Origin of the sequence: Catenuloplanes sp. NPDC051500, assembly GCF_044454585.1 — a bacterium.
Lineage (GTDB): Bacteria > Actinomycetota > Actinomycetes > Mycobacteriales > Micromonosporaceae > Catenuloplanes.
The window spans coordinates 61,847-84,169 of sequence record NZ_JBITDX010000015.1; the positions used below are offsets into that span (position 1 = coordinate 61,847).

The following is a 22,323-nucleotide window of genomic DNA, read 5'->3' on the forward strand; positions in this document are numbered from 1 at the left end:
GCTGGTCAGCTGACCGCTTCGATCTTGAACAGATCGACCCGCTGGAACAGGTCGAGGTTCACGTTGCGCACCTTGGCCGAGGTACCGAAGTTGTTCTGGCCGAAGCGCAGCGGGATCACCGGCATGTCGGCGGCGAGGAGGTCCTCGGCTGCCTGGTACTTGGCGATTGCCGCGTTCTCGTCAGCCGCCTTGGTGCCCTCGGTGACGAGCTTGTCGAACTCCAGGTTGCTGTAGCCGTAGTAGTTCGACGAGCCCTTGGTGGTGAAGATCGGGCCCAGGTAGTTCTCCATGGACGGGTAGTCCATGACCCAGCCCATCCGGAACAGGCCGACGTTCTGCTTCTTCTCGACCTTGCTCAGCAGGTCCGCGAACTTGGCCTCGGCGACGGCGGTGCACTCCACGCCCAGGTTCGTCTTGAGCTGGTTGCAGGTCGCGTCGACCCAGTCCTTGTGGCCGCCGTCACCGTTGTACGAGATCTGGATCTTCGCCGGTCCGCCTGCCGCGGTGTACTGCGTCTTCGCGGTAGCCGCGTTGAACTGGCAGGACGCGCCGCAGGTGTCCTCGCGGTACCCGCCGACGACCGGCGACACGAAGGAACGGGCGGACTGCTGCGAGTTCTTGAAGATCGACTTGATGATCTCGTCGCGGTCGATCGCCATCGAGATCGCCTTGCGGACCTCGGGCTTCGAATACTCGGTCTGGAACGTCGGGAACGCCAGGAACTGGAACGTCGACGCCGGGCTGGTCGCGTAGCGGTCACCCAGGTCGGTCGGCGCGTTGCCCATGTTCTCGGTCGGGATCGTGACGATCACGTCGAGGTTGTCGGCAAGCACGTCCGCGTAGGCCGCGGTCAGCTGCTGGTAGATCCGGAACTCGACGCCGCCGATCTTCGGCTTGGTTGCCGGGTACGCGTCGTACGCGGTGACCTCGATCTTGGCGTCGTGCTGCCAGGTGCCGTTCATCTTGAACGGACCCTGCCCGATGACCGCCTCTTCGAAGCCGTCCGCGAGCACGCCCTCGGCGGACCAGGCCGCCGCCGGCAGCGGGTAGAACGCGGTGTAGCCGAGCATCGTCTTGAAGTCGACGTACGGCTCGGCGAGCGTCACCGTGAACGTGAGGTCGTCCACCTTGGCCAGGCCGGACAGCTTGTTGGCCTTCGGCGTTGGCGCGGCCTGCGGGCCGTCGTCGTCCGGGTCGACCGACTGCAGGTCCGCGTAGCCCTTGACCTTCTCGAAGAAGTACGAGTTGCCCTGGGCGTTCGGTGCGTAGGCGCCGTAGTTCCACGCGTTGAGGTAGCTGTCGGACGTGACCTTCTCACCGTTGTGGAAGGTGAAGCCGTCCTTGAGCTTGATCGTCCACGTGGTGTTGTCCGTGGAGCTGACCGACTCGGCGGCGTTCTCGATCGGCTTGTTGTCGGCGTCGTAGCTCACGAGCGGCGTGAACAGCGAGGCCAGCACCTGCGACCCGGCGGTCTCGTTCGTGTTCGTCGGAATCAGATGCTGCGGTTCGGCGATCTGGATCGAGACCACCGCGGTCGTGTTGCTCTCAGCCGCATCGTCGCCGCCTTGGCCGCACGCGACCAGGCCGAGGGACGTGACGACGGGGAGAGCGGCCAAGGCCGCGAATCTGCGGACCTGCATGGAGCCTCCTTGTTTCCTAACGCTGCGCAGCTTCGCCCCTGTGTGAGTAACGCTGAGCAACGCCCGGGCAAAGGTAGGGCGGGTCTGTCCCTCCAACAAATCGGTGGATTGCGGAGGCCTGCTCTGGCACGTCTCCATCGATTTGCGTTATCCCTGCTCACCCTGGTAGCAGCCGCGACAATCACCCAAGTGGTTAATAGGCATTATGCACCATTATTCGGACTAATCGGCCCGGTCTTGGCGGGTTGAACGAACGCGAGGTTGCTGCCCGGCTGACCGTTTTGTAACCACAACACAGCTCACAGTGTGGGAAGTGCCACAGTCGAGGTTACATAGCGTTAAGTGCAGGAAATCTACGCAGTGTCACCTACGGGCGGTATCCGGCGCCTTACTTAACGATCATTGGACCGCCGACGGCAGCGCGTAACCCGATTGATACGGTCGGGAAAAACCGCCTCGTCCAGAGAAGAGTGACGCGACATGGGCAAGAAGGTCACAGTCGTCGGCGCCGGGTTCTACGGTTCGACGACCGCGCTACGCCTCGCCGAGTACGACATCTTCGAGACCGTCGTCCTCACCGACATCGTCGAGGGCAAGCCGGAGGGTCTCGCGCTCGACATGAACCAGTCCCGCGCGATCGAGGGCTTCGAGACCAAGATCGTCGGCCAGGCCACCGGCAAGAACGGTGAGGGCTACGAGGCCATCGCGGGCTCCGACGTCGTCGTGATCACCGCCGGCCTGCCGCGCAAGCCCGGCATGAGCCGGATGGACCTGCTGGAGGTCAACGCCGGCATCGTCCGCGGCGTCGCCGAGCAGGTGAAGAAGCACGCCCCCAACGCCGTCGTGATCGTGGTCTCCAACCCGCTCGACGAGATGACCGCGCTGGCCCAGATCGCCACCGAGTTCCCGAAGAACCGGGTGCTCGGCCAGGCCGGCATGCTCGACACCGCGCGCTTCACCAACAACGTGGCCGAGGAGCTCGGCGTCAAGGTGAGCAGCGTCAAGACGCTCACGCTCGGCTCGCACGGCGACACCATGGTCCCGGTCCCGTCCCGCTGCACAGTCGACGGCAAGCCGCTCGCCGACCTGCTCCCGGCCGAGAAGATCGAGGAACTGGTCGTCCGCACCCGCAACGGCGGCGCCGAGGTGGTCGCGCTGCTCAAGACCGGTTCGGCCTACTACGCGCCGTCCGCCGCCGCCGCCCGCATGGCCAAGGCCGTCGCGGAGGACTCCGGCGAGGTGCTGCCGGTCTGCGCCTGGGTCGACGGCGAATACGGCATCTCCGGCGTCTACCTGGGCGTCGAGGCCGAGATCGGCGCCGAGGGCGTCAAGAAGGTCGTCGAGACCGCGCTCACCGACGCGGAGCTGGCTGACCTCAAGGCCGCGGCCGAGGCCGTCCGCACCAAGCAGGCGGACGTCGCCACGCTCTAGCCGACACGCTCCAGTCGCCACGCGAATGCCGGGTCTCGATCACCGAGGCCCGGCATCGCTGTTCCCCCGCCCAGACGGAAGCCACCTCCCGTGACCCGGCCAGGGCACTTCCCGTGTCCAGGTCACAGGCACGATCGTGTCCAGGTCCAAGGCACGATCAAGCGCCAGATCACGATCAAGATCTGGCTTTCCCGCTTCCGGCGTGGTGCGACCCGCATGCTCCCGCGGGCACCGGTCGGCCCCCAGGGGGCCTCCCTTCCGGTTCCGCCGCTGGTCGCCACAACCCCAGCTGGTCCCCGCCCCGGCCGGCTCCCGGTCGCCCCCGCCGACCGGCCCGCTGATCCGCCCCGGCTGGCTGCGGGTCGTCCCCGCCGGCCGGGCCGCTGGTCCGCCTCGGCTGGCTGCGGGTCGTCCCCGCCGGCCGGGCCGCTGGTCCGCCCCGGCTGGCTGCCGGTCGTCCCTGTCGACGGGGCGGCTGGTCCGCAGCGGCTGGGATCCCGGCGGCTCGGCCGTTCTGCTCCGTCTGATCGGCTGACCTGCCCGCGGCGGATCAGGCGCGGAGGGGGAACGCGTCCTGGTCGTCGTGGACGTCGTAGATCGGGCCGGCGTAGGGCGTGGATCGTGCGAGTGGCCGCGCCTCCTGAGAAGCCACCTGGACGCCCGGCCGTCCCGCCTCCGTGACGAACTCGGCCGCCGTGTGGATCGCGGCGTCGTCGGTCCAGACGCTGTCCACCACGCGCAGGTGGGAGAGCAGGCGCTCGGCGGTCACGTCGCACACGACGTACCCCCGGCGGTTGTCGATGTATTTCCAGTGTGGGCTGTCCGCCATGATCGGGTCGTAGGTGGCGTGGAAGCCCGCGATGTCCGGGTTGCCGCCGGAGGTGATCGAGGTGCCGGTCAGTTCCGCGCCGACCACCGGCGACGCGGGATCGTCGAAGTCGGTCCGCAGGTCGCACACCCAGGTGCAGTGCCGGTCGCCGGTGAGCACTACCGGATTCTGCACGCGCCCGGAGCCGAAGTAGTCAAGGAGTCGACGCCGCTGTACGCGGTAGCCGTCCCAGTTGTCGAAGCTGAAGACCGCCTCCGGCCCAGCCCGGCGATCATTTTGCGCCCACATCACCTGGTTCGCCAGCAGGTTCCATCGGGTGCCGGAGGTGCCGAGCCCGTGGACCAGCCACTCCTCCTGATGCGGGCCGGTCATGGTCCGCGCCGGGTCCTGCGCGGCCTCCAGGCTGCCCGGCTGGTCGCTGCGGTACTGCCGGGTGTCAAGCACGTGCACGCTGGCCAGGTCGCCGAACCGCAGCCGCCGGTATACCTGCATGTCCAGCCCTTGCGGCAGCGCGGAACGGCGGAGCGGCATGTGCTCGTAGTACGCCTGGAACGCCGCGACCCGCCGCGCCCGGAACGCCTCAGGTGTCTGCAGCGCCGGGTCCCGCGGCACCTCGTCCGCCCAGTTGTTGTCGATCTCGTGGTCGTCGAGCGTGACGATCCACGGGTACGCCGCGTGCGCCGCCCGCAGGTCCGGGTCGCTCTTGTAGCGCGCATGCCGGTTCCGGTAGTCGGCGAGCGTGTACGGCTCGCCCACGCCGTCGTGCCTGCGGAACGCGTTCGGGTTCGGCGCACCCTCGTAGATGTAGTCGCCGAGGAACGCCACGAAGTCCAGCTCCTCGTCCACCAGGTGCCGGTACGCGGTGTACTGCCCTGCCTGGTAGTCCTGGCAGCTGGCGAACGCGAACCGCAGCCGCTCCGGTTGCGCGTGCACGTCCGGGGCGGTCCGGGTGCGCCCGGCCGGCGAGATCTCCGCGCCGGCCCGGAAACGGTAGTGGTAGTACGCGCCCGCACGCAGTCCGCGCACGTCCACGTGCACGGAGTGGCCGAGCGCCGGGTCGGCGATCGCGACGCCCCGGCGGCGTACCTGCCGGAAGCCGTCGTCCTCCGCGACCTCCCACTCGACCTGCACGGGCCGGTCGGGCATTCCGCCGCCGCGCAGCGGGTCCGGCGCGAGCCGGGTCCAGAGGACCACGCCGTCCGGAAGTGGGTCGCCGGATGCCACGCCGAGTGTGAACAGCCCGGCCGGGAGGGGTTCCTGCACACCCGCTCTGACGTGTGTGAAGCCTCCTTCGGGGCGCAGGAGCAGCAGGCCGGCGGCGGCGCTCGCGACCAGGCGGCGCCGGCGGACGGGAAACGCGAAAGGTGGCGACATGCCTCGATGCCTTCGGTCGTGGGTTATGGCAGCTCCAATACCGTCCGTCAGAACGGGGGGACAGTAGGCGACAATTCGGGAAAGTCCGATTTGCCCATCGGGCGTGTCGCGCACGGTGCTTGACTGATGGGGGTCCGAGGGGACGCGCACAGTCGTTGCAGTACGCTCGTACTGCTTGAGAGTCCACAGTTCGCGAAAGGGCACAGCCCCCGAGAGGAGCGCCGGCGGATGGCGAAGATCAAGGTAAACAAGCCGGTCGTGGAGCTCGACGGCGACGAGATGACCCGGATCATCTGGAAGCAGATCCGTGAGCAGCTGATCCTGCCGTACCTCGACGTCGAGCTCGAGTACTACGACCTGTCGGTCGAGAAGCGTGACGAGACGAACGACCAGATCACGATCGACGCGGCCAACGCCATCAAGACGCACGGCGTCGGCGTCAAGTGCGCCACGATCACGCCGGACGAGGCGCGGGTCGAGGAGTTCGGCCTGAAGAAGATGTGGCGCTCGCCGAACGGCACGATCCGCAACATCCTCGGCGGCGTCGTGTTCCGCGAGCCGATCATCATGTCGAACGTGCCGCGGCTCGTCCCGGGCTGGACCAAGCCGATCATCATCGGCCGTCACGCCCACGGTGACCAGTACAAGGCCACCGACTTCGTGGCGCCCGGACCGGGCACGATGACCGTCACGTTCACGCCGGACGACGGCTCCGCGCCGATGGAGTTCGAGGTCGCCAAGTTCCCCGGCGGCGGCGTCGGCATGGCGATGTACAACTACGACGACTCGATCCGGGACTTCGCGCGGGCCTCGTTCCGCTACGGCCTGGACCGCAACTACCCGGTCTACCTGTCGACCAAGAACACGATCCTGAAGGCGTACGACGGCCGGTTCAAGGACCTGTTCGCCGAGATCTTCGAGGCCGAGTTCAAGGACGACTTCGCGAAGGCCGGCATCACCTACGAGCACCGCCTGATCGACGACATGGTCGCGGCGGCGATGAAGTGGGAGGGTGGCTTCGTCTGGGCCGCCAAGAACTACGACGGTGACGTGCAGTCCGACACCGTCGCGCAGGGCTTCGGCTCGCTCGGCCTGATGACCTCCGTGCTGATGACGCCGGACGGCCAGACCGTCGAGGCCGAGGCCGCGCACGGCACTGTCACCCGGCACTACCGGCAGTGGCAGAAGGGCGAGAAGACGAGCACCAACCCGATCGCCTCGATCTTCGCCTGGACCCGGGGCCTGGCGCACCGCGGCAAGCTGGACGGCACGCCGGCCGTGACCGAGTTCGCGGACACGCTCGAGCAGGTCGTCATCGACACCGTCCAGGGCGGTCAGATGACCAAGGACCTGGCCGCGCTGATCGGCCGCGACGCGCCGTGGCAGACCACCGACGAGTTCATGGCCACGCTCGACCAGAACCTGGCCAAGCGCCTCGGCTGAGCCTGTGGCAGTACAGAAGCCCGTACCTGTTGGTACGGGCTTCTGTGCGTATTCGGGATAAAAGTGCGTTTATTGGCGTAACTGTGAGGTATTGCCCGTCGTTTCTGTACATAGACGATGCACGGTCACACTCCGAGCCGTCCCTTCCCTCGTGCGGGAGGCCCTGTCCCGGGCCTCCCGCACACCCCCTTACAGCGCCACCTCGCGCAGTGCGGTGGCTGCCTGCTCCGGCGTCACGTCGTTGATGAAGACGCCCATCGCGGACTCGGACCCGGCCAGATACTTCAACTTGCCGGGCGCACGCCGGATGCTGAACAGCTGCAGGTGCAGGTAGCCCAGCTCGCGGCCCTCGTTCACAGGTGCCTGGTGCCACGCGGAGATGTACGGCATCGGCCCGTCGAACAGCCCGTCGAAGCGCTTCAGAATCTCCAGGTAGATGGTGGCGAACGCGTCCCGCTCGTCCGAGGACAGCTCCGGGATGTCCGCGACCCGCCGGTTCGGCGCCAGGTGCACCTCGAACGGCCAGCGGGCGGCCGCCGGCACGTACGCGGTCCAGAACTCGTTCGACGCCACGATCCGGTCCCCGGCCGTGATCTCGGCGGCCAGCACGTCCGCGTAGAGGTTCCGCCCGGTCTTCTCGTGGTGCCGGCGGGACGCCGCCTGCATGGCCACCGTCTTCGGCGGCAGGAACGGGTACGCGTAGATCTGCCCGTGCGGGTGGTGCAGCGTCACACCGATCTCCACGCCCCGGTTCTCGAAGCAGAAGACCTGCTCGATGCCGGGCGTCGCGGACAGCACCGCGGTACGGTCCGCCCACGCGTCGACGACCAGGCGCACCCGGGACGGCGGCAGCGCGGTGAACGCGGTGTTGTGGTCCGAGGTGAAGCAGACCACCTCGCAGCGCCCGAAGCCCGGCTTGATCGGCACCAGGTCGGTGATGGTGTCCCCGGGAGAGTCCACGGTCCGCGCGCTGAACGACGGGAACCGGTTCTCGAACACGGCCACGTCGTAGTCGCCCGGGATCTCGGTCAGGAACTCGTCGGTCGACGGGTCGAGCGGGCACTCGTTCGCAGGCGGCAGGAACGTGCGCGTCTGCCGGTGCGCCGCGACCGCCACCCACTCGTCGGTCAGCGGGTCGTACCGCAGCTGGGACGCGGCCGGCGGCGGGGGCAGTTCGCGCCGGTCCACAGTCTCCCGGACCGCATCGTCGTTCTCGTCGAAGTAGATCAGCTCGCGGCCGTCCGCAAGCGTGATCGGGGTGCGCTTCATGGTTCCACCACTCGTAGGTCCGAAACGTAATCTGCAAGTACCGCCCGCGCCGGGTCGGGCAGACCGGCGTCGGAGATCAGGGTGTGGGCCTCGCCGAGCGCGGCGAAGGACGAGATGCCGACCGTGTCCCACTTGGTGCCGTCGGCAAGCACCACAAGCCGCTCGGCCGCCTCGACAAGCGCCCGGTTGGTCTCGGACTCCTGCAGGTTCGGCGTGGTGAAGCCGGCGCGCTCGCTCATCCCGTGCACGCCGAGGAAGACCAGGTCCAGGTGGAGCGAGCGGATCGCGGCCACGGCCACCGGCCCGACAAGCGCGTCCGACGGCGTGCGGACGCCGCCGGTAAGCACCACCGTCGAGTCCGGGCGCCCGGCCCGGTAGAACACGTCCGCGACCGGGATCGAGTTCGTCACCACAGTCAGCGACGGGACGTCGATCAGGCGGCCGGCCAGCTCGACAGTGGTGGTGCCTGCGGACAGCGCTATCGCGGTGCCGGGCCCGACAAGCGTGGCCGCCTCCGCCGCGATCGCGGTCTTCTCCGGGCGCTGCTGTGCGGACTTGGCCGCGAAGCCGGGCTCGTGCGCGGAGCCGGGCAGCCCCGGCGTGGCGCCGCCGTGCACCTTGGCCAGCAGGCCACGGTCGGAGAGCAGGTCCAGGTCGCGGCGGATGGTCATGTCGGAGACGCCGAACTCCGCGGCCAGCTCGCTGACCCGGGCGCCGCCTGCCGACCTGACCCGCTCCAGGATCGCCGCCTGCCGTTGCTGAGCGAGCATCACGCCTCCCGGAGCACGACGACGCCGCGACCCGGCACCTCGGCCGGGCCGGTCCAGGCCGTGCCGGTCAGCAGATCGGTGCCGCGCGCGTCGACCACGGCCGGGCCGTCGCCGTGGTTGAGCAGGAAGAGGTAGGAGTTACCGCCGTCGTGTCGCCGCCGCACGGCCTCGACCTGCGCCGGGACCCGGTGCGTGACAGGCGCGCCGGTGGCGGAGGCGAGCAGGGCGGTGAGCGCGTCGTCGGAGAGCCGGGTGCCGAGGTACCACGTCTCGCCGAAGCGGGTGATCGCCGGCTCGCCCGCGACCGGGCCGTCCAGGTAGGACGCGAGCACTGTGGCCTCGGTGACTGACAGCTGCTCGGTCCAGACCGCGGCCGTGGAGCCGTCGTCAAGCGCCACGCTCGCGGCCTCCGGAAGCGGGAAGAGCTCCTCCACCCGTACCCCCAAGAGCTTGTGGAATGCTCCTGGCAGCGGCGCGGTGCGGAGGTGGTCGTTGCGGTCCACGAGCCCGCTGTACGGCCCCATGATCAGGGTGCCGCCGGACGCGGTGTAGTCGGTGATGTTCGCGATCGCGTCGTCGTCGGCCAGGTAGAGCGAGGGCGCCAGCACCGCCACGTAACGGCTCAGGTCCGCGGCCGGGTGCACGAGGTCGGCCGCGATGCCGGCCCGCCAGAGCGCCGCGTGCCAGCGCTTGATCTCGTCGAACGCGCCAAGGTCGGTGCTCGGCTGGTTCGGCGCCTCCTGGGCCCAGCCGGACGGGTAGTCAAGCAGGATCGCCACGTGCGCGACCACCCGCGCGCCCTCGACCTCGGCGAGCCGGCGCAGCGCGCCGCCGAGCGCGACGACCTCGCGCCACACCTTCGACGCGGTGCCGGCGTGCGGAAGCATCGCGGAGTGCCACTTCTCCGAGCCGGCCCGGCTGGCCCGCCACTGGAAGAACATCGCGCCCTCGGAGCCGCGCGCCACGTGGCCCAGGCTCTCCCGGAGCAGCGCGCCGGGCGCCTTCGCCAGGTTGCGCGGCTGCCAGTTGACAGCGCTCGTGGAGTGCTCCATGAGCAGCCAGGACCCGCCGCCGGCCAGGCCACGGGTGGCGTCCGCCGCGTAGGCGGTCTGCGCGGCCGGTGGCGTCGGTGCCTCGGCGAGCACGTAGTGGTCGTTGGAGATCACCGGTAGCTCCCGCGCCCACTGCCAGTAGTCGAGCGCGTAGCAGCTGGCGGCCATCAGGTTCGTGGTGATCGGCACGCCGGGCGAGACGCGCGTGAGCACGTCGCGCTCAGCCGTGAAGTTCGCCAGGTGCGCGTCCGAGGAGAAGCGGCGGAAGTCGAGCAGCTGCGTCGGGTTCGACGAGGTGACTGTGGCACGCGGCGGCTGTACCTGCGCCCAGTCCGTGTAGGTCTGCGACCAGAACGCGGTGCCCCACGCTGCGTTCAGCCCGTCGAGGTCGGTGTACCGGGCCTGCAGCCAGGCCCGGAACGCGTCCGCGGAGATCTCGCAGTAGCAGTGCGCGTTGTGGCACGCGTACTCGTTGTGCACGTGCCACATGGCCAGCGCAGGGTGCTCCCGATAGCGCTCGGCCAGCCGCTCAACAAGATCAAGCGCCTTTCGCCGGTACGCCGGGGAGCTTGGGCAGAACGCCTGGCGACTACCGTAGGTGAGCGTCCGGCCGTCCGGGTCCACAGGCAGCGACTCCGGGTGCGCGACCGAGAACCAGGCCGGTGGCGACGCGGTGGCCGTGGCCAGGTCGACTGCGACGCCGCCGGCGTGCAGGATGTCCATCAGACGGTCGAGCCTGTCGAACTCGTACCGGCCGTCGGCGGGCTCGAGCCACGCCCAGGCGAAGATGCCCAGGCTGACCACGGTGACGCCGGCCTCGCGCATCAGCGCGACGTCCTCCGCCCAGACGCTTTCCGGCCACTGCTCGGGGTTGTAGTCCCCGCCGTAGCTGAGGCCTTTCACTCTGGGTGCCAGCCGCTCGGACACTCAACCTCCCGGGGTGGGTCAACGCTTCCGCACTAAAACCAACAGAAACGAACATACCCTGGCCCGGTGGCGAACGAGAAGAGCCTTCTCCTTTAAATACCCCGGCCGTGTCGGTGCAGCGTGGCCAGCACGTTCTCGACCTTGACCGCGCCGGTCATCGCGGCGAGCGCGATCGCGGTCCGGGGCTCCCGCCAGTTCGCGCGGACCGCCTCCTTTGTCCAGCGCCAGGCGTCCGGGCGGTTGCCGGTCGCGGCGGACCAGCAGGCCAGCTGGCCGTAGACGCGGGCCGCGCCCGGTGCACAGCCGGAGATCTCCGGGTGCCGCGACATCATCCAGCGCAACGACGAGATCTTGGTGCCGTACTCGTAGGCGTAGTGCGAGCTGCGCCCCCACAGCACCCGGACCAGCGGCTCGTCCACATGCACGATCGGCGAACGGCGGGCCGCGCGCAGCAGCAGGTCCCAGTCCTCGTTCTGGCTGCCCGGCGCGTCCTCCGCGACCAGGCCGAACCCGTGCTTGCCGAGCAGTGCCTCGCGCCGGATCAGGAAGCTCGACGAGTGAAGCATCGCCATCCGCGAGCGGGCCAGCTCCTGCACCGTCACCCGGTCCTGGCCGGCCAGCCGTGCGGTGCGCCGCCCGTCGAACTCCACCTCCATGCCGCACGTGACGAACTCCGCCTGCGGCTCGGTGAGCAGCGCCGCGACCTGCTTGCGCAGCTTCGCCGGCGTCCACTGGTCGTCGTCGTCCAGGAACGCCACCAGCTCGGTGTCGAGCGCGGTGATGCCGGTGTTGCGGGTGCCGGCCAGCCCGGGGGTACGCCAGTTCGCGAGCATCAGCACCGGCGGGCCGTCCGGCGCGGCAAGCGAGAAGTCCGGCTCGGTGCCGTCGAACACCACGATGATCCGGATCTTGCCCGGGTAGTCCTGGGCGCGGACCGAATCGACGGCCTTGCGCACCAGCTCGGGTCGACTGCGGGTCGGGATCACCACGCCGACCGTGGGCCAGCTGGTCACGAGATCTCCTTATAGCCGTATTTATGGAGCATGGGCGCGCACACCGCACCGACAAGCGCGCGCTGGCGGGGCGGGAGCGCCTGCCGCCACGCATCGTCCCGGCGCAGCGGCACCCGGCCGACGGTGAACCGCATCGGGTTTCCCGCGGCGCTGTGCCCGGTGCGCAGCTGGGCCGCGTCAGTGCTGACGAACGCGAGGTCCTCGTCGCGTACCGGCAGGTCCGCGTGGGTGGCGAGCCTTCTCAACTCCGCGTGCGGGTCTTCGAGTAAGTGCTCGTATCGGAGCCGGACCGTGGGCACACCCCGGCGGGCCAGCAGGCCGAACGCGGCGTTGTGGCCGGTCCAGAGCAGCGCCGACCGTCCGGCCGAATAGCGCGTCATCTGCTCGGCGCCGTCCGTCTCCGGCCGGTCCACCGACTTCGTCCACGAGTACGCGACGCCGCGCGGGTCCCGGACCACGTGCGCCACCCGCAGGTCAAGCGCCGGCGCCCAGCGCAGGCAGTGCGCAAGCGCGCTGTGCTTGGAGGAGTCGACGATCACCCGGGCCCCGGAGACGAGCGCCGCAGCCTCGTAGACCGCGGTGTAGAACGACGTGTACTCGACGACGGCCTCGCGCAGCCCGCTCGGAAGCGTCTTCCCGGCCAGGCGGGGAATGTGCCGGGTCCGCTCCACGGTGGCCCGCAGCCGGGTGATCCGGTCCACGTCGACGTGGCCCCAGCCGCCGAACGCGGCCTCGCCGATCTCCTGCCAGAACTCGCATACGGAGAAGCGCAGGCCGCAGCCGCAGCGCTCGTCGTCCCGGAGGTCTCGTTGCCAGAGGTGCACCACCTCGCCGAGCGCACAGATCCCCGGCAGTTCACCGAGGAGGCGTTCTACGAGGGTTGTACCACTTCGCCCTAAACCACCGAGAAAGAGTACCCGTGCCACTTTCACCACTTTCGGTCGTTTCGTTAAGTAACGAGTGATCGAGCGTGGGGGAGTGCTTACGGTGCGCGTCGTCCTTGACGGGACGGGCTTCGACCCGGTCACCGAGTCGCAGGTGGTCACGCATGTCCGCCACGCCCTGGAACGGGGCGAGGGCGGCCGGATCGTCACCCCGAACGTCGACATCCTCCGCCAGGCCCGCACCTCACCCGAGGTGCGCGACCTGCTGTCCGTCGCGGAGCTGGTGGTCGCGGACGGCATGCCGCTGGTCTGGGCCAGCCGGCTCGCCCGCACGCCGGTCCCGGAGCGCGTCGCCGGCTCCAGCCTGATCTGGTCGCTCTCCTCCGGCGCCGGTGACGACGGCCGCTCGGTGTTCCTGATCGGCGGCGCCCCGGACAACGCCTCCAACGGGGCCGAACGCGCCGCATCCCGCCTCGCCGCCGCCTGCCCCGGCCTGCGCATCGCCGGCTGTGCGAGCCCGGGCTTCGGCTTCGAGCGCCGCCCGGCCGAGCTGGCGGCGATCTGCCGCGAGGTGGTCGAAGCCAAGCCGGACCTGGTCTACGTGGGACTCGGCTTCCCCAAACAGGAGTGGGTGATCTCCGCGCTCACCGACTACCTGCCGTTCACCTGGTTCCTTGGCTGCGGCGCCGCGATCAACTTCGTCGCCGGGGACGCGCGCCGGGCGCCGGGCTGGATGCAGCGCTCCGGCCTGGAATGGGTGCACCGGCTGGCCGGCGAGCCCGGCCGGATGGCCCGGCGCTACCTCGGCCACGACGCGCCCTACGCGATGCGGCTGCTTGTCGGCGCGATGGTGGGGCGGGTCCGTTAGGTCCTCTGCCGTCGCGGCGCCGCGGGCTGGTTGAACCACGGGTCGCGGGTCAGCTCAGCGAACGCGTCGAACGCGGGCGGGTCGCCGGTCAGCTGGAACTGCTTGCGCGGCCCGTTCCCGTCCGGGTTCGACTCAAAGTAGCAGACGCCCTTGATCTGCGGATTCGCCTTGAACAGCCGGGTGGCGTCGCGCAGCCACGCGGCGCGCGCCTGCGATCCCCACGCGGCGGCCACGCCGTACTCCCCGATCAGAATTGGTTTCGGGCGTTCCGCCGCCCAGCGCAGGAACGGGTCGAGCAGATCGCCGAGCGACCTGAAGTCCTCGCCGGCGTAGACGTCCACGCACGTCCAGTCGACCGCGTCGTCGCCCGGGTAGAAGGCCGGTGCCTCGCCGTTCTCGAAGCCCTCCGACGTCGGGCACCACACCCAGGACGCGTTCCGGGCGCCCTGCGCGTCGAAGATCCGCCGGACGTGCCGCCAGGCCGCGATGTAGTCGTCGCCGGACCACATGGACGGCCGCAGATTCGCCCGGTCCATCTCCCAGCGGAACCGCAGCAGCACCGGGCGCTTCACCTTCGCCACCCGGCGGGCCTGCGCCTGGATCAGCTCGTCGTGCTCGCCGGACGTGATCGACCGGGTGTCGCCTGATGCCCAGCTCAGCATGACCGTCGCGCCGGAGTCGATGAACTCCAGATCCGACCGGGTCCCGAAAGCCTCATCCCATTTCCGGTACGTGTGGACGATGTCGAGATCCCGGTCCAGCCGCGTCTCCAGGCCGTCGATCGCCTCCAGCCGGCCGGGCTGGCTGATCACGGCCGGCTTCACCCACGCGCCGAGGTAGGCGCCGAGCGACGGCACCCTGATCGGGCCGGCATCGTAGGGGCCGGCGTTCACCGCGATGGCCGGGGGCGGGCCGTCCAGATCCGGGGACGGCGCCGGCGCGGGTGCGGGGCCGTCCGCGTGGGTGCACCCGGCGACGCCGAGCGAGACCACGAGCAGCAGCGATGCGACGACGGCGAGGCCGCGGGCCGCCCCGCGCGCCGGGCCGCGGGTCGTGACATGCGCCGGGCCGCGGGTCGTCACGCGCGCTGGGCCACGGGTCGTCACGCGCGCCGGGCCGCGGGTCGTGACATGCGCCGGGCCGCGGGTCGTCACGTGCGCCGGGCCACGTAGAGGACGTTCACCGCGACTCCGGACAGGAACGGGAGCCGGGACGCGACCCGGTCCGCCAGCCGGGCGAGCGACCGTGCGCCGCGCCGGGCGTAGACCGACTGCGGGAATAGGCTGAAGCCGCGCCGCTCCACAAGTGTGAAGCCGTGCCGGGCGAACAGCGCGGAGACCTCCGCGTGGGACAGCTCCGCGAACCACCGCTTGCCGGAGCGCCGGCGGGCCGCGAGGTGACGCAGCGAGTGGCGGTTGCCGTGGTTCTCCACCACGAGCAGGCCGGCCTCCGGTGTGGGCAGCGCCGCCGCCGCGAACTCAAGCAGCCGGTCGCGGACCGACTCGTCCACGTTGAGCAGCAGGCGGAACGAGGTGACGAGCACCGGGCCGTCCTCGAGCACGGGCGCCGGCACCGGCCCGTCCTCGGTGATCCGGTGCAGCCGGGCCGCGGTGCCGACGGTGGCGGCCTTGGCCAGCATCTCGGCTGACGTGTCGTAGCCGTGTGCGCCGCGGACCATGCCGTGCAGCAGCCGGATCGCCCGGCCGGTCCCGCAGGCGAAATCGTGCTGGATCGGGCGGCGTACCGGGAAGGAGCGCTTGATCAGATCCCGGAGGTACGCGCGCTGCCGCTCGTTGATCGCCGATCCGTAGCTGTCCGGCGCGTAGGTGACTGTCTCGTACTTCTCGACCGCATCCGCGTTCTGGAACACTGAAGCGTAATTTGTCGACATAAATCCTCCAAAGGGGGTTAGGAACGGCGGAGACGGGCGAAGTCGGAGAGGCCGAGCAGCTCGCGAAGCCGATGGACGCCAAGCGCGTACAGGCCGCCACCGATCACGACCGCCGCGGTCAGGCCCGGCACTGTCGCGCCAAGTGAGGCCACCGAGAGCGCTGCCACGCCCCCGAAGCAGACGACCGCCAGCCCGCCCGCCACCATCGTGCCGCGCCCGAACGGATGCAGCCCGAGCGAGAGCCCCACCTGCAACAACGGCACCAGGTTGTTGATCAGCACGGCCACGGCCAGCCCGATCGCCGCGCCCAGCGCGCCAAGCGGCGGGATCAGCAGCAGGTCGAGCGAGATCGTGACGACAAGCGCGAGCACCACGTTCCACAGGTTCCAGGTGGTACGGCCGGCCATGGTCAGCACCGAGTCGACCATGCCGCACCCGGTGGAGAAGAGCATCGCGCTGCCCAGCACCACCACGATCGCGCCCCCGGTCCGGTAGTCGTCGCCGAACGCACCCAGGTAGACCGGCGCGAACATGATGACAAGCAGGTACAGCGGCCAGGTGGCGAGCACCAGCCAGCCGGTCGCGGCCTGGTAGAGCGCGTTCGCCCGGCCCCGGTCGCCTGTTGCCAGCGCCTCCGCCAGCCGTGGCTGCACGGCCTGCCCGATGCCCTGGTTCGCGAACTGGCCGAGCACCACGAACCGCCCGGCTACCGCGTAGAGCGCGGCGGCGGCCAGCCCGCCAAACGCGGCGACAAGCAGCACGTCAAGGCGTTGCAGCGCGAGCTGGGCCACGCTCGCCACCGCGCGCGGGCCGGTGAAGCGCCAGAAACGGCGGCGCAGCAACCGGCGGGCCCGCGAGGTCGGCTCCGCGGCCGGTTCCCGGGCGGTCAGGTAGACGCGGCGCAGCGCGTACCCGCCGAGCAGCGCCACCGGCAGGTAGGGGCCGGCCCAGGCGAGCGCGTACCAGCTCGGGGGCAGCGCCACCCAGGCCGTGGCCAGCGCCAGGCCGCCGATCCCGGCCAGCTGCAGACCCGGCCGGATGATGCGCTCCAGCATGATCGTCGGCCGCAGCATCCGGTAGCCGCGGGTCGCGGTGAGCACCGCGTCCGCGACCGCGGCCAGCGGCAGGAAGACCGCGAGCACGCGCAACTGGCCCGCGTGGTCCACCACCAGGTCCGGCGTGGAGTGCGGCGCGGTGAGCCGGGCCAGTACGGGCGCGCAGGTCCACAGCACGCCGGCCATCACCAGCGCGACCGCGCCGACCGGCGTCAGCCCGGTCCGCAGGCACTCGCCGAGCAGGTTCGTGTGGCCCCGCGCGCGCAACCGGGCCGGCCAGTAGACCAGCCCGGTCTGGGTGCCGAGCCGGGCCAGCCCGACCGCGAGCGCGAACAGCGCGGTCGCGGCGAAGAACGCGCCCGCGTGGTCGGTGCCCAGCCCACGCGCGACAAGCCAGGTCACGGCCAGCCCGGTCAGCCCGGTGAAGCCCACGCCGATCAGGTTCGCCAGCCCGCCGCGGGCGGCCCCGCCGACGCCGGTCCGGGCCGCCGGCTGCCGCAGCGTGTCGTGTGCGCAGAACATGCCCGGCACGCTGCTGCACATGGAGTGGTCGACGGTGCGGGGCAGGGCGCGCGCCGACGCCCCCATCAGGCGCGCCAGACCGGAGTGTGCCCGAGCCATGACGCCAGCGCGCGGTCGTGCGGTGCGAAGTGGGCGGTCAGGTCCGCGCGGACCTCGGCCTCCATCGGCGCGCCGCGCGGCCGGGCGTTGTGCTTCTCGAACGGCGGCCGTTCCAGGTGCGGCAGCTCCAGGAAGTCGAGCACCCGGTCGTAGACCTGCTCCGGGTCGGCGAAGAAGCGCTCGCTCTCCACCACGAGGATCTGTTCGCGCGGGATGTGGCAGGCGACCTGGTCGAGGTAGCGGGCGTACTCGCCGCGGGCCCGGTAGGCGTGGTGCTGGTGCGAGAACGAGTAGTACTCCGGGTCCTCGGCCAGCCGCTGCTCCTCGCGGTGCAGCCGGGACGGCTCCAGCGCCAGCGCCCTGCCGAACGACGGCTCCTGCTCGAAGCCGCGGGCCAGCTCGTGCGCGTGCTGCGAATAGGCGCGCTCGACCGGGTCGCGGACCAGCGCGATGAGTCGTACCCCCGGAAGATCTTGAGCGATCCTGGAGGCGGCCTGCGGATGGTAGAGGTAGTAGGGGCTCGACTCGAACGTCTGAGCCGGTGCGCCGTAGCGCTCGGTGACCCGCCGGCCCGCGCTCTGCCGGGGGAAGTGCCCGCGGTACCAGTTCAGCCCGCGGTCGTACGACGTGTCGAAGTAGTGCACGCCCTTGTGCAGGACGGCCTTCAGCACGGCCGGGTGCTCGGCGAGCGCCCGGTAGAGAGACGTGGTCCCGCACCGCTGGCCGCCCGCGATCAGGAACGACGGCAGCATGCGCGAACCCGAGGTGAGCCGCCCGTAGGACCGGGACCCGAGGTGCACGATGTGCTTCACCGCACCCGGAACCCGCGACGATGTGATCATTTCTGGTTGCCCTCCACACGACGGATGAGTACCGGCAGCAGCCAGCTGCCGAGGACGCCGAGCCGCGCGCCGGCCTCGGCCTGCCGGTCGATCAGATAGCGGGCGGCCAGGTCGACCAGGTAGAGCAGCGCGGTCAGCTCCCGCGCGCCCGGCGCCACCTCGAACGGGTGCAGCAGCTCGCCGGCCCGCTGCATGGTCTCCTCGAGCGCGGCGGTCGCGTCCGGCGTGGACTGCACCCGGCGCTGCAGCTCGTGGTGGATCGCGTCGAACCCGGCCGGCACACCGGCGGTGAACCGCTCCCAGTCCCAGAGCAGGATCGTGTCGTCGAGGCAGGCCATGTTCCACGGCGCCCAGTCGCCGTGCCAGGCGCCGTACCGCAGGCTGATCCCGCCGGCCCGGTCCGCGAGCAGCCGGGCCGCGCGGCCGAGCTGCGCGCCCTCCGGCCGGTCCGCGATCTCGGCCAGCCGGCTGGTCAGCGTGGCCCAGTACGGGCTGGAGGTCAGCGGCGCATACGTGTATCCGAGGCACCCGGCCACGTCCCGCATCGCGGTGGCCAGCCGCCGCGGTGAGAGCGAAGCCCGGGACCGCCACACCGGCAGTGCGGACTGCACAAGCACCTGATGCGCGCCCCACCGCCCGGCGTGCAGCACCCGCGGCACGCTCAGGTGCGGCAGCGGCGCGTCGGCGAGCGTGGTCAGCGCGACAGTCTCCGCCTGCACCAGGTCGCGGGTCAGCGGCCCGGTGCCGAGCTTCACGAACCCGCGGGTGGCGCCGTCGTCGTCGAGCAGCTGAAGCACCGGCTTGCGGTTGGCCCGCGCCGGGCCGATGTGGACGCTCATCGCCATCCGGGCGCCGAGCGCACGCTCCAGGTATGCGTCGATCGAAGCGTCCCGCGGCCCGCCGATCCGGATCCGGTCGCGCAGCAGCAGGCCGGACGCGCCGGTCTGCAACGCGGCGACCACGGCCTCACGTTTGAGCTTCGCGCCCCGGGACTGCGGCTCGGCATAGCGGCGGACCGCGGCAGCCGCGATCCGGCGCGGGCTGGACGGGACCAGCAGCCGGGCACGGGCGCGGTCCGGGACGACCACGAACTCGAACAGGCCGGGCCCCTCCGTGGTGAACATGGGTGGCGGGTAGAGCACCGCCAGCACCTCGTCCAGGTACTGCGCCCGCAGCGCGGCGTCGTCCGCCGTGAGGCGTACCGGCGCGGTTTTGACCGTCACGTGGGGTCTCCCTCGAGTGTTTCGTTTCGCCATAGCAGGGCGTAGGCGAGGAACATGAACGCCAGAGGGGTGACCAGCGCGTTGTACCAGAGCGTGGCCGAGAACGACGCGACGATCGCGCAGCTCGCGGCCAGCCCGGACGGGGTGCGGTCGCGGCGGAACCGCCACAGGCCGTAGCCGAAGAATCCGAAGTAGGCGATCGTGCCGGTCAGCCCGTGCGCGTAGAGCAGCTGCCAGAGCTGGCCGTTGCCGCCGACAGTGAAGTTGCCGCAGCGCTCGCAGGCGGAGCTCTCGCCGACCGCGATCGAGTTCCGGCCGCCGATCGTGGTGCGGGTGGAGCCGTACCCGATGATCGGGGAGTGCACCGCGCCCTCAAGCGCCAGCCCGACAAGGAACGAGCGCACACCGTCCGACTTGCCGTTGTCCAGCCGCGCGCTGACAGTGGCGCCGAGCGGGCTGACCAGGATCACAAGGACCAGCAGCGCGCTCGCGCCGACCACGCCGAGCAGCGGCAGGATCCGGCCGGACCGCAGCGCCAGGTAGAGCACCGAGACGCCGAGCCCGATCCACAGCCCGCGGTTGAGCGACTCGACCACCGGGACCAGCGAGACCAGCAGGCACAGCGCGGCGAGCACCCGGTGCCGCCGCGCCGCGACCAGGAAGAAGCCGGCCAGCAGGCAGAAGTTGTTGCCCCAGGTGTTGGTGTAGCCCCACGGCGCGGCCGGGCGCGGGCGGCTCTCACCCACCACGTCCATGATCTGCGCCGCGTACGGATGCACCATCGACTGCACGAAACCCCGGCTCCGGACGCCGTGCGGCAGGATCATCTCGACCGGCGAGGTGAACGCGAAATGCCCGGCGAACACGCCCAGCAGCCCGCCGGCCACTGTCACCACGAACAGCCAGCCGAGCAGGTTGATCAGCCGGCGGCGCGGCAGCTCACGCTCGGTGAGGTTGCCGGCGTAGACAAGCAGCACGGTCAGCGACAGGTACTGCGCCAGCCGGAACGCGACGCCCACCACGCGCGCGCCGGCCCGCTCCGGCACCGTACCGGCCGGGTCCGCGCCGAGCGCGCCCACGCTGATCACCACGACCGCGAGGAAGACCAGCCACCACGCGAAGCCGGGCGGCATCTGCACCGGGCGCCCGCGCGCGGCGCCGCGGATCAGCAGCACGACCATCGGCGCCGCCATGATCGGGAAGATCAGCACGCCAAGGCCGAGCGCCCACCACAGCGGATAGAGCAGCAGCAACCCGGCGAGCGGCCACGCGGGGAGCGCGGTCTCACCACCTTCCCGGGTGTACGCCGCCGCCCGTGCCGCGAGGTGGGCCGAGCTCACCGGCCCGATCCGTCGCGGTCCGGGCGCTTACCGGCGGCCGGCTCGTCCCGTCCGGTCGCTGCCGCGGCGGCGTCACGCCCGGCGGCGGCGTCACGCCCGGCCGCGGCCACGGCGGCGACGTCGATGATCCGGGTGTCCGCGTCCGACTCACCGAGCCAGGCCGGGATCTTGGGCTCGGACTTCTCCTTGGCCGCGTTCTTCGCCGCGGTCCCCGTCCCGTACGTGCGCGGCGTCGGCTTCTTCGGCTGCGGCTGCGGCTTCGGCTGCGGCGGCGCGAGCGTGGGCCTCGGCGGCGGCAGCTCCTCCGCGGCCTTCGGCTCGATCCGCGGCAGCACCACGGCGCCGAGCAGCGGCGTCCCGACCCGGCGCAGCTGCTCCGCCGCGTCTGCCACCTCCGGGCGGCGGGCCCGGCGCATCTCGACCGCGAGGATCGCCGCGTCCGCGAGGCTGGCCAGGCTCTGCGCGTCCGCGCTGCTTGACGTGGACGGCGCCTCGATCACCACGAACGCGGCCTGCCGGCGCAGCGTGGCAAGCATGTCGGAGAGCGCCTGCGACTGCATCAGCCCGCCCGCGGCGGCGGTCCCGCCGGTGGTCACCACGCGAAGCGACGGCACGCGTGGTGCCTGCTGGACCGCGTCGGCAAGCGGCGCGCGACCGGCAAGCACCTCGGACAGGCCGGGCTTGGCCGCGATGCCGAAGATCCGGGCGATCGGCGCGATCTCCACCATGCTCTCCGGCAGGTGCGCGCCGATCAGCACCACCTCGTTGCCGGTACGGGCGAGCGCGGTGGCCAGGTTCGCCGCGACAAGCGTGGTGGCGGAGCCGCGACTGGCGCCGGTGACCACCACGATCTGGTCGTCCCGGTCCAGGCTGGCCAGCACCTCGTTGCGCAGCCTGTTGAACGTGCGGCCGCCCGGGCCGTACGGCTGCAGCACGTCGTCGAACCGGGGCGCGCTGCGGCCGTTGAGCACGGCGAGCACCGGCACACCTGCCTGTGTCACGTCGGACGCGGATCGCACCCGCCGGTCCAGCCGCTCCCACAGCACCGCGATCAGCAGGCCGGCGAGCAGTCCGATCATGCCGCCGGTGGCCAGGTTGAGCATGGTGTTCGGGCTGCTCGGCCTGGACGGCAGCCGGGCGTCGCTGATGATCGAGCCGACGCTGACGGTGGTGGTGGTCAGCTCGTTGAGCTTGCCGTTCAGCGAGTTCAGCTGGTTCTGCGTGGTCTGCCGCTGGCTCTCCAGGTTCGGCCGCTGCGGGCTGTCCCGGTCCACCCGGGCCAGCTGGTTGTTGACGTCCGTGAGCGTGGAGCTGAGCTGCTTCACCTTGTCGGCGAGCGCCTTGATCGCCGCCTCGGTGCTTGCCGTGGCGGTCCGCTCCCGGTTGCGCAGGTACGCCTCGGCGAACGCGTGCGACCCGGCCTGCGCCGCGGCCGGCTCGGTCGCGGAGTACGTGATGACAAGCACGGACGTGTTCGCGGGCACCTCGACGCGGAGGCTCTTCGCCAGCTCGTCCGGGGGCAGCGGGCTGCGCAGGAGTTCGGCCGCGCCGGTCGCGACCGCTGTGGAGCGGACCAGCTGCGCCTCGGTGTCGAGGTTGACCTCGCCCTTGGTCCGCCCGCCGGACACGTTGGTGTCCTGGCCGGCCGGGGTGACGAGCACGCTCGTCGAGCTGTCGTAGGTTTTCGGCATCTGGGAGGTGACGCCGGCTGCGATACCCAGTCCGAGTAGCGACAGGACCGCGAATACCCACCAGTGTCGCCGGAGTATCCCGAAATAGTGGGACATGTCATGGGACACCGGAGGAGACGCGTCCATGGGTGAGGCGGCCCTTTCCACGGGGTGCCGACCG

General features: G+C 70.8%; 17 protein-coding genes. 3 read left to right on the plus strand and 14 right to left on the minus strand.

Going from position 1 to position 22,323, the window contains the following annotated elements:
• Window positions 1–5: 5 nt before the first annotated feature.
• Window positions 6–1,640, minus strand: coding sequence for an ABC transporter substrate-binding protein (locus ACIA8K_RS27130; RefSeq protein WP_396064055.1), 1,635 nt, complete (start codon window positions 1,638–1,640; stop codon window positions 6–8).
• A gap of 480 nt (window positions 1,641–2,120) precedes the next feature.
• Here ACIA8K_RS27130 and mdh point away from each other — a divergent pair, with 480 nt between their 5' ends.
• Window positions 2,121–3,071, plus strand: coding sequence for a malate dehydrogenase (mdh, locus tag ACIA8K_RS27135; protein ID WP_396064057.1), 951 nt, complete (start codon window positions 2,121–2,123; stop codon window positions 3,069–3,071).
• A 550-nt stretch (window positions 3,072–3,621) separates the two neighbouring features.
• Here mdh and ACIA8K_RS27140 read toward each other — a convergent pair.
• Entirely contained in the window at window positions 3,622–5,274 is a 1,653-nt protein-coding gene (locus tag ACIA8K_RS27140) for an alkaline phosphatase D family protein (RefSeq protein WP_396064059.1), read from the minus strand.
• A 228-nt stretch (window positions 5,275–5,502) separates the two neighbouring features.
• Here ACIA8K_RS27140 and ACIA8K_RS27145 point away from each other — a divergent pair, with 228 nt between their 5' ends.
• Complete coding sequence (locus tag ACIA8K_RS27145; RefSeq protein WP_396064061.1) at window positions 5,503–6,717, plus strand: NADP-dependent isocitrate dehydrogenase; 1,215 nt, start codon at window positions 5,503–5,505, stop codon at window positions 6,715–6,717.
• A 189-nt stretch (window positions 6,718–6,906) separates the two neighbouring features.
• On the opposite strand, the gene galT is transcribed toward ACIA8K_RS27145, so the two are convergent.
• The 5 genes from galT to ACIA8K_RS27170 form a co-directional block, all read right to left on the minus strand.
• Entirely contained in the window at window positions 6,907–7,986 is a 1,080-nt protein-coding gene (gene galT / locus ACIA8K_RS27150) for a galactose-1-phosphate uridylyltransferase (protein WP_396064063.1), read from the minus strand.
• Complete coding sequence (locus ACIA8K_RS27155) at window positions 7,983–8,756, minus strand: DeoR/GlpR family DNA-binding transcription regulator (protein ID WP_396064065.1); 774 nt, start codon at window positions 8,754–8,756, stop codon at window positions 7,983–7,985. The genes galT and ACIA8K_RS27155 overlap by 4 nt, the downstream gene beginning before the upstream one ends.
• The gene (locus ACIA8K_RS27160) at window positions 8,756–10,735 is read right to left on the minus strand and encodes a beta-galactosidase (RefSeq protein WP_396064067.1); all 1,980 of its coding nucleotides are present in this window, start codon (window positions 10,733–10,735) and stop codon (window positions 8,756–8,758) included. The genes ACIA8K_RS27155 and ACIA8K_RS27160 overlap by 1 nt, the downstream gene beginning before the upstream one ends.
• A gap of 92 nt (window positions 10,736–10,827) precedes the next feature.
• Window positions 10,828–11,748: a glycosyltransferase family A protein gene (locus ACIA8K_RS27165; protein WP_396064069.1), complete on the minus strand. Its 921-nt coding sequence runs from the start codon at window positions 11,746–11,748 to the stop codon at window positions 10,828–10,830.
• The gene (locus ACIA8K_RS27170; protein ID WP_396064071.1) at window positions 11,745–12,674 is read right to left on the minus strand and encodes a sulfotransferase family protein; all 930 of its coding nucleotides are present in this window, start codon (window positions 12,672–12,674) and stop codon (window positions 11,745–11,747) included. Before ACIA8K_RS27170 ends, ACIA8K_RS27165 begins: the two co-directional genes overlap by 4 nt.
• A gap of 61 nt (window positions 12,675–12,735) precedes the next feature.
• Between ACIA8K_RS27170 and ACIA8K_RS27175 the strand changes: the two genes are divergently transcribed.
• Window positions 12,736–13,500: a WecB/TagA/CpsF family glycosyltransferase gene (locus tag ACIA8K_RS27175; protein ID WP_396064073.1), complete on the plus strand. Its 765-nt coding sequence runs from the start codon at window positions 12,736–12,738 to the stop codon at window positions 13,498–13,500.
• Here ACIA8K_RS27175 and ACIA8K_RS27180 read toward each other — a convergent pair.
• The 7 genes from ACIA8K_RS27180 to ACIA8K_RS27210 all read right to left on the minus strand — a co-directional run bounded on the left by ACIA8K_RS27180 (window position 13,497) and on the right by ACIA8K_RS27210 (window position 22,289).
• Entirely contained in the window at window positions 13,497–14,582 is a 1,086-nt protein-coding gene (locus ACIA8K_RS27180; RefSeq protein ID WP_396064076.1) for a glycoside hydrolase family 26 protein, read from the minus strand. The two genes, ACIA8K_RS27175 and ACIA8K_RS27180, sit on opposite strands and share 4 nt — an antisense overlap.
• Before the next feature lie 68 nt (window positions 14,583–14,650).
• Entirely contained in the window at window positions 14,651–15,391 is a 741-nt protein-coding gene (locus ACIA8K_RS27185) for an SAM-dependent methyltransferase (RefSeq protein ID WP_396064078.1), read from the minus strand.
• A gap of 17 nt (window positions 15,392–15,408) precedes the next feature.
• Entirely contained in the window at window positions 15,409–17,067 is a 1,659-nt protein-coding gene (locus tag ACIA8K_RS27190; protein ID WP_396064080.1) for a lipopolysaccharide biosynthesis protein, read from the minus strand.
• Window positions 17,034–17,909: a sulfotransferase gene (locus ACIA8K_RS27195; protein WP_396064082.1), complete on the minus strand. Its 876-nt coding sequence runs from the start codon at window positions 17,907–17,909 to the stop codon at window positions 17,034–17,036. Before ACIA8K_RS27195 ends, ACIA8K_RS27190 begins: the two co-directional genes overlap by 34 nt.
• Entirely contained in the window at window positions 17,906–19,132 is a 1,227-nt protein-coding gene (locus ACIA8K_RS27200; RefSeq protein ID WP_396064084.1) for a hypothetical protein, read from the minus strand. Before ACIA8K_RS27200 ends, ACIA8K_RS27195 begins: the two co-directional genes overlap by 4 nt.
• Entirely contained in the window at window positions 19,129–20,472 is a 1,344-nt protein-coding gene (locus ACIA8K_RS27205) for an O-antigen ligase family protein (RefSeq protein ID WP_396064086.1), read from the minus strand. The genes ACIA8K_RS27200 and ACIA8K_RS27205 overlap by 4 nt, the downstream gene beginning before the upstream one ends.
• A complete protein-coding gene (locus tag ACIA8K_RS27210) occupies window positions 20,469–22,289 on the minus strand; it encodes a Wzz/FepE/Etk N-terminal domain-containing protein (RefSeq protein ID WP_396064089.1) in 1,821 nt (606 codons plus the stop codon). The genes ACIA8K_RS27205 and ACIA8K_RS27210 overlap by 4 nt, the downstream gene beginning before the upstream one ends.
• Window positions 22,290–22,323: the final 34 nt, after the last annotated feature.

Coding starts and splice junctions, on each gene's coding strand:
- ACIA8K_RS27155 (WP_396064065.1), bottom strand. CDS start 8,756: ATGCTCGCTCAGCAACGGCAGGCGGCGATCCTGGAGCGGGTCAGGTCG.
- ACIA8K_RS27185 (WP_396064078.1), bottom strand. CDS start 15,391: ATGTCGACAAATTACGCTTCAGTGTTCCAGAACGCGGATGCGGTCGAG.
- ACIA8K_RS27210 (WP_396064089.1), bottom strand. CDS start 22,289: ATGGACGCGTCTCCTCCGGTGTCCCATGACATGTCCCACTATTTCGGG.
- ACIA8K_RS27140 (WP_396064059.1), bottom strand. CDS start 5,274: ATGTCGCCACCTTTCGCGTTTCCCGTCCGCCGGCGCCGCCTGGTCGCG.
- ACIA8K_RS27130 (WP_396064055.1), bottom strand. CDS start 1,640: ATGCAGGTCCGCAGATTCGCGGCCTTGGCCGCTCTCCCCGTCGTCACG.
- galT (WP_396064063.1), bottom strand. CDS start 7,986: ATGAAGCGCACCCCGATCACGCTTGCGGACGGCCGCGAGCTGATCTAC.
- ACIA8K_RS27145 (WP_396064061.1), top strand. CDS start 5,503: ATGGCGAAGATCAAGGTAAACAAGCCGGTCGTGGAGCTCGACGGCGAC.
- ACIA8K_RS27195 (WP_396064082.1), bottom strand. CDS start 17,909: ATGATCACATCGTCGCGGGTTCCGGGTGCGGTGAAGCACATCGTGCAC.
- ACIA8K_RS27190 (WP_396064080.1), bottom strand. CDS start 17,067: ATGGCTCGGGCACACTCCGGTCTGGCGCGCCTGATGGGGGCGTCGGCG.
- mdh (WP_396064057.1), top strand. CDS start 2,121: ATGGGCAAGAAGGTCACAGTCGTCGGCGCCGGGTTCTACGGTTCGACG.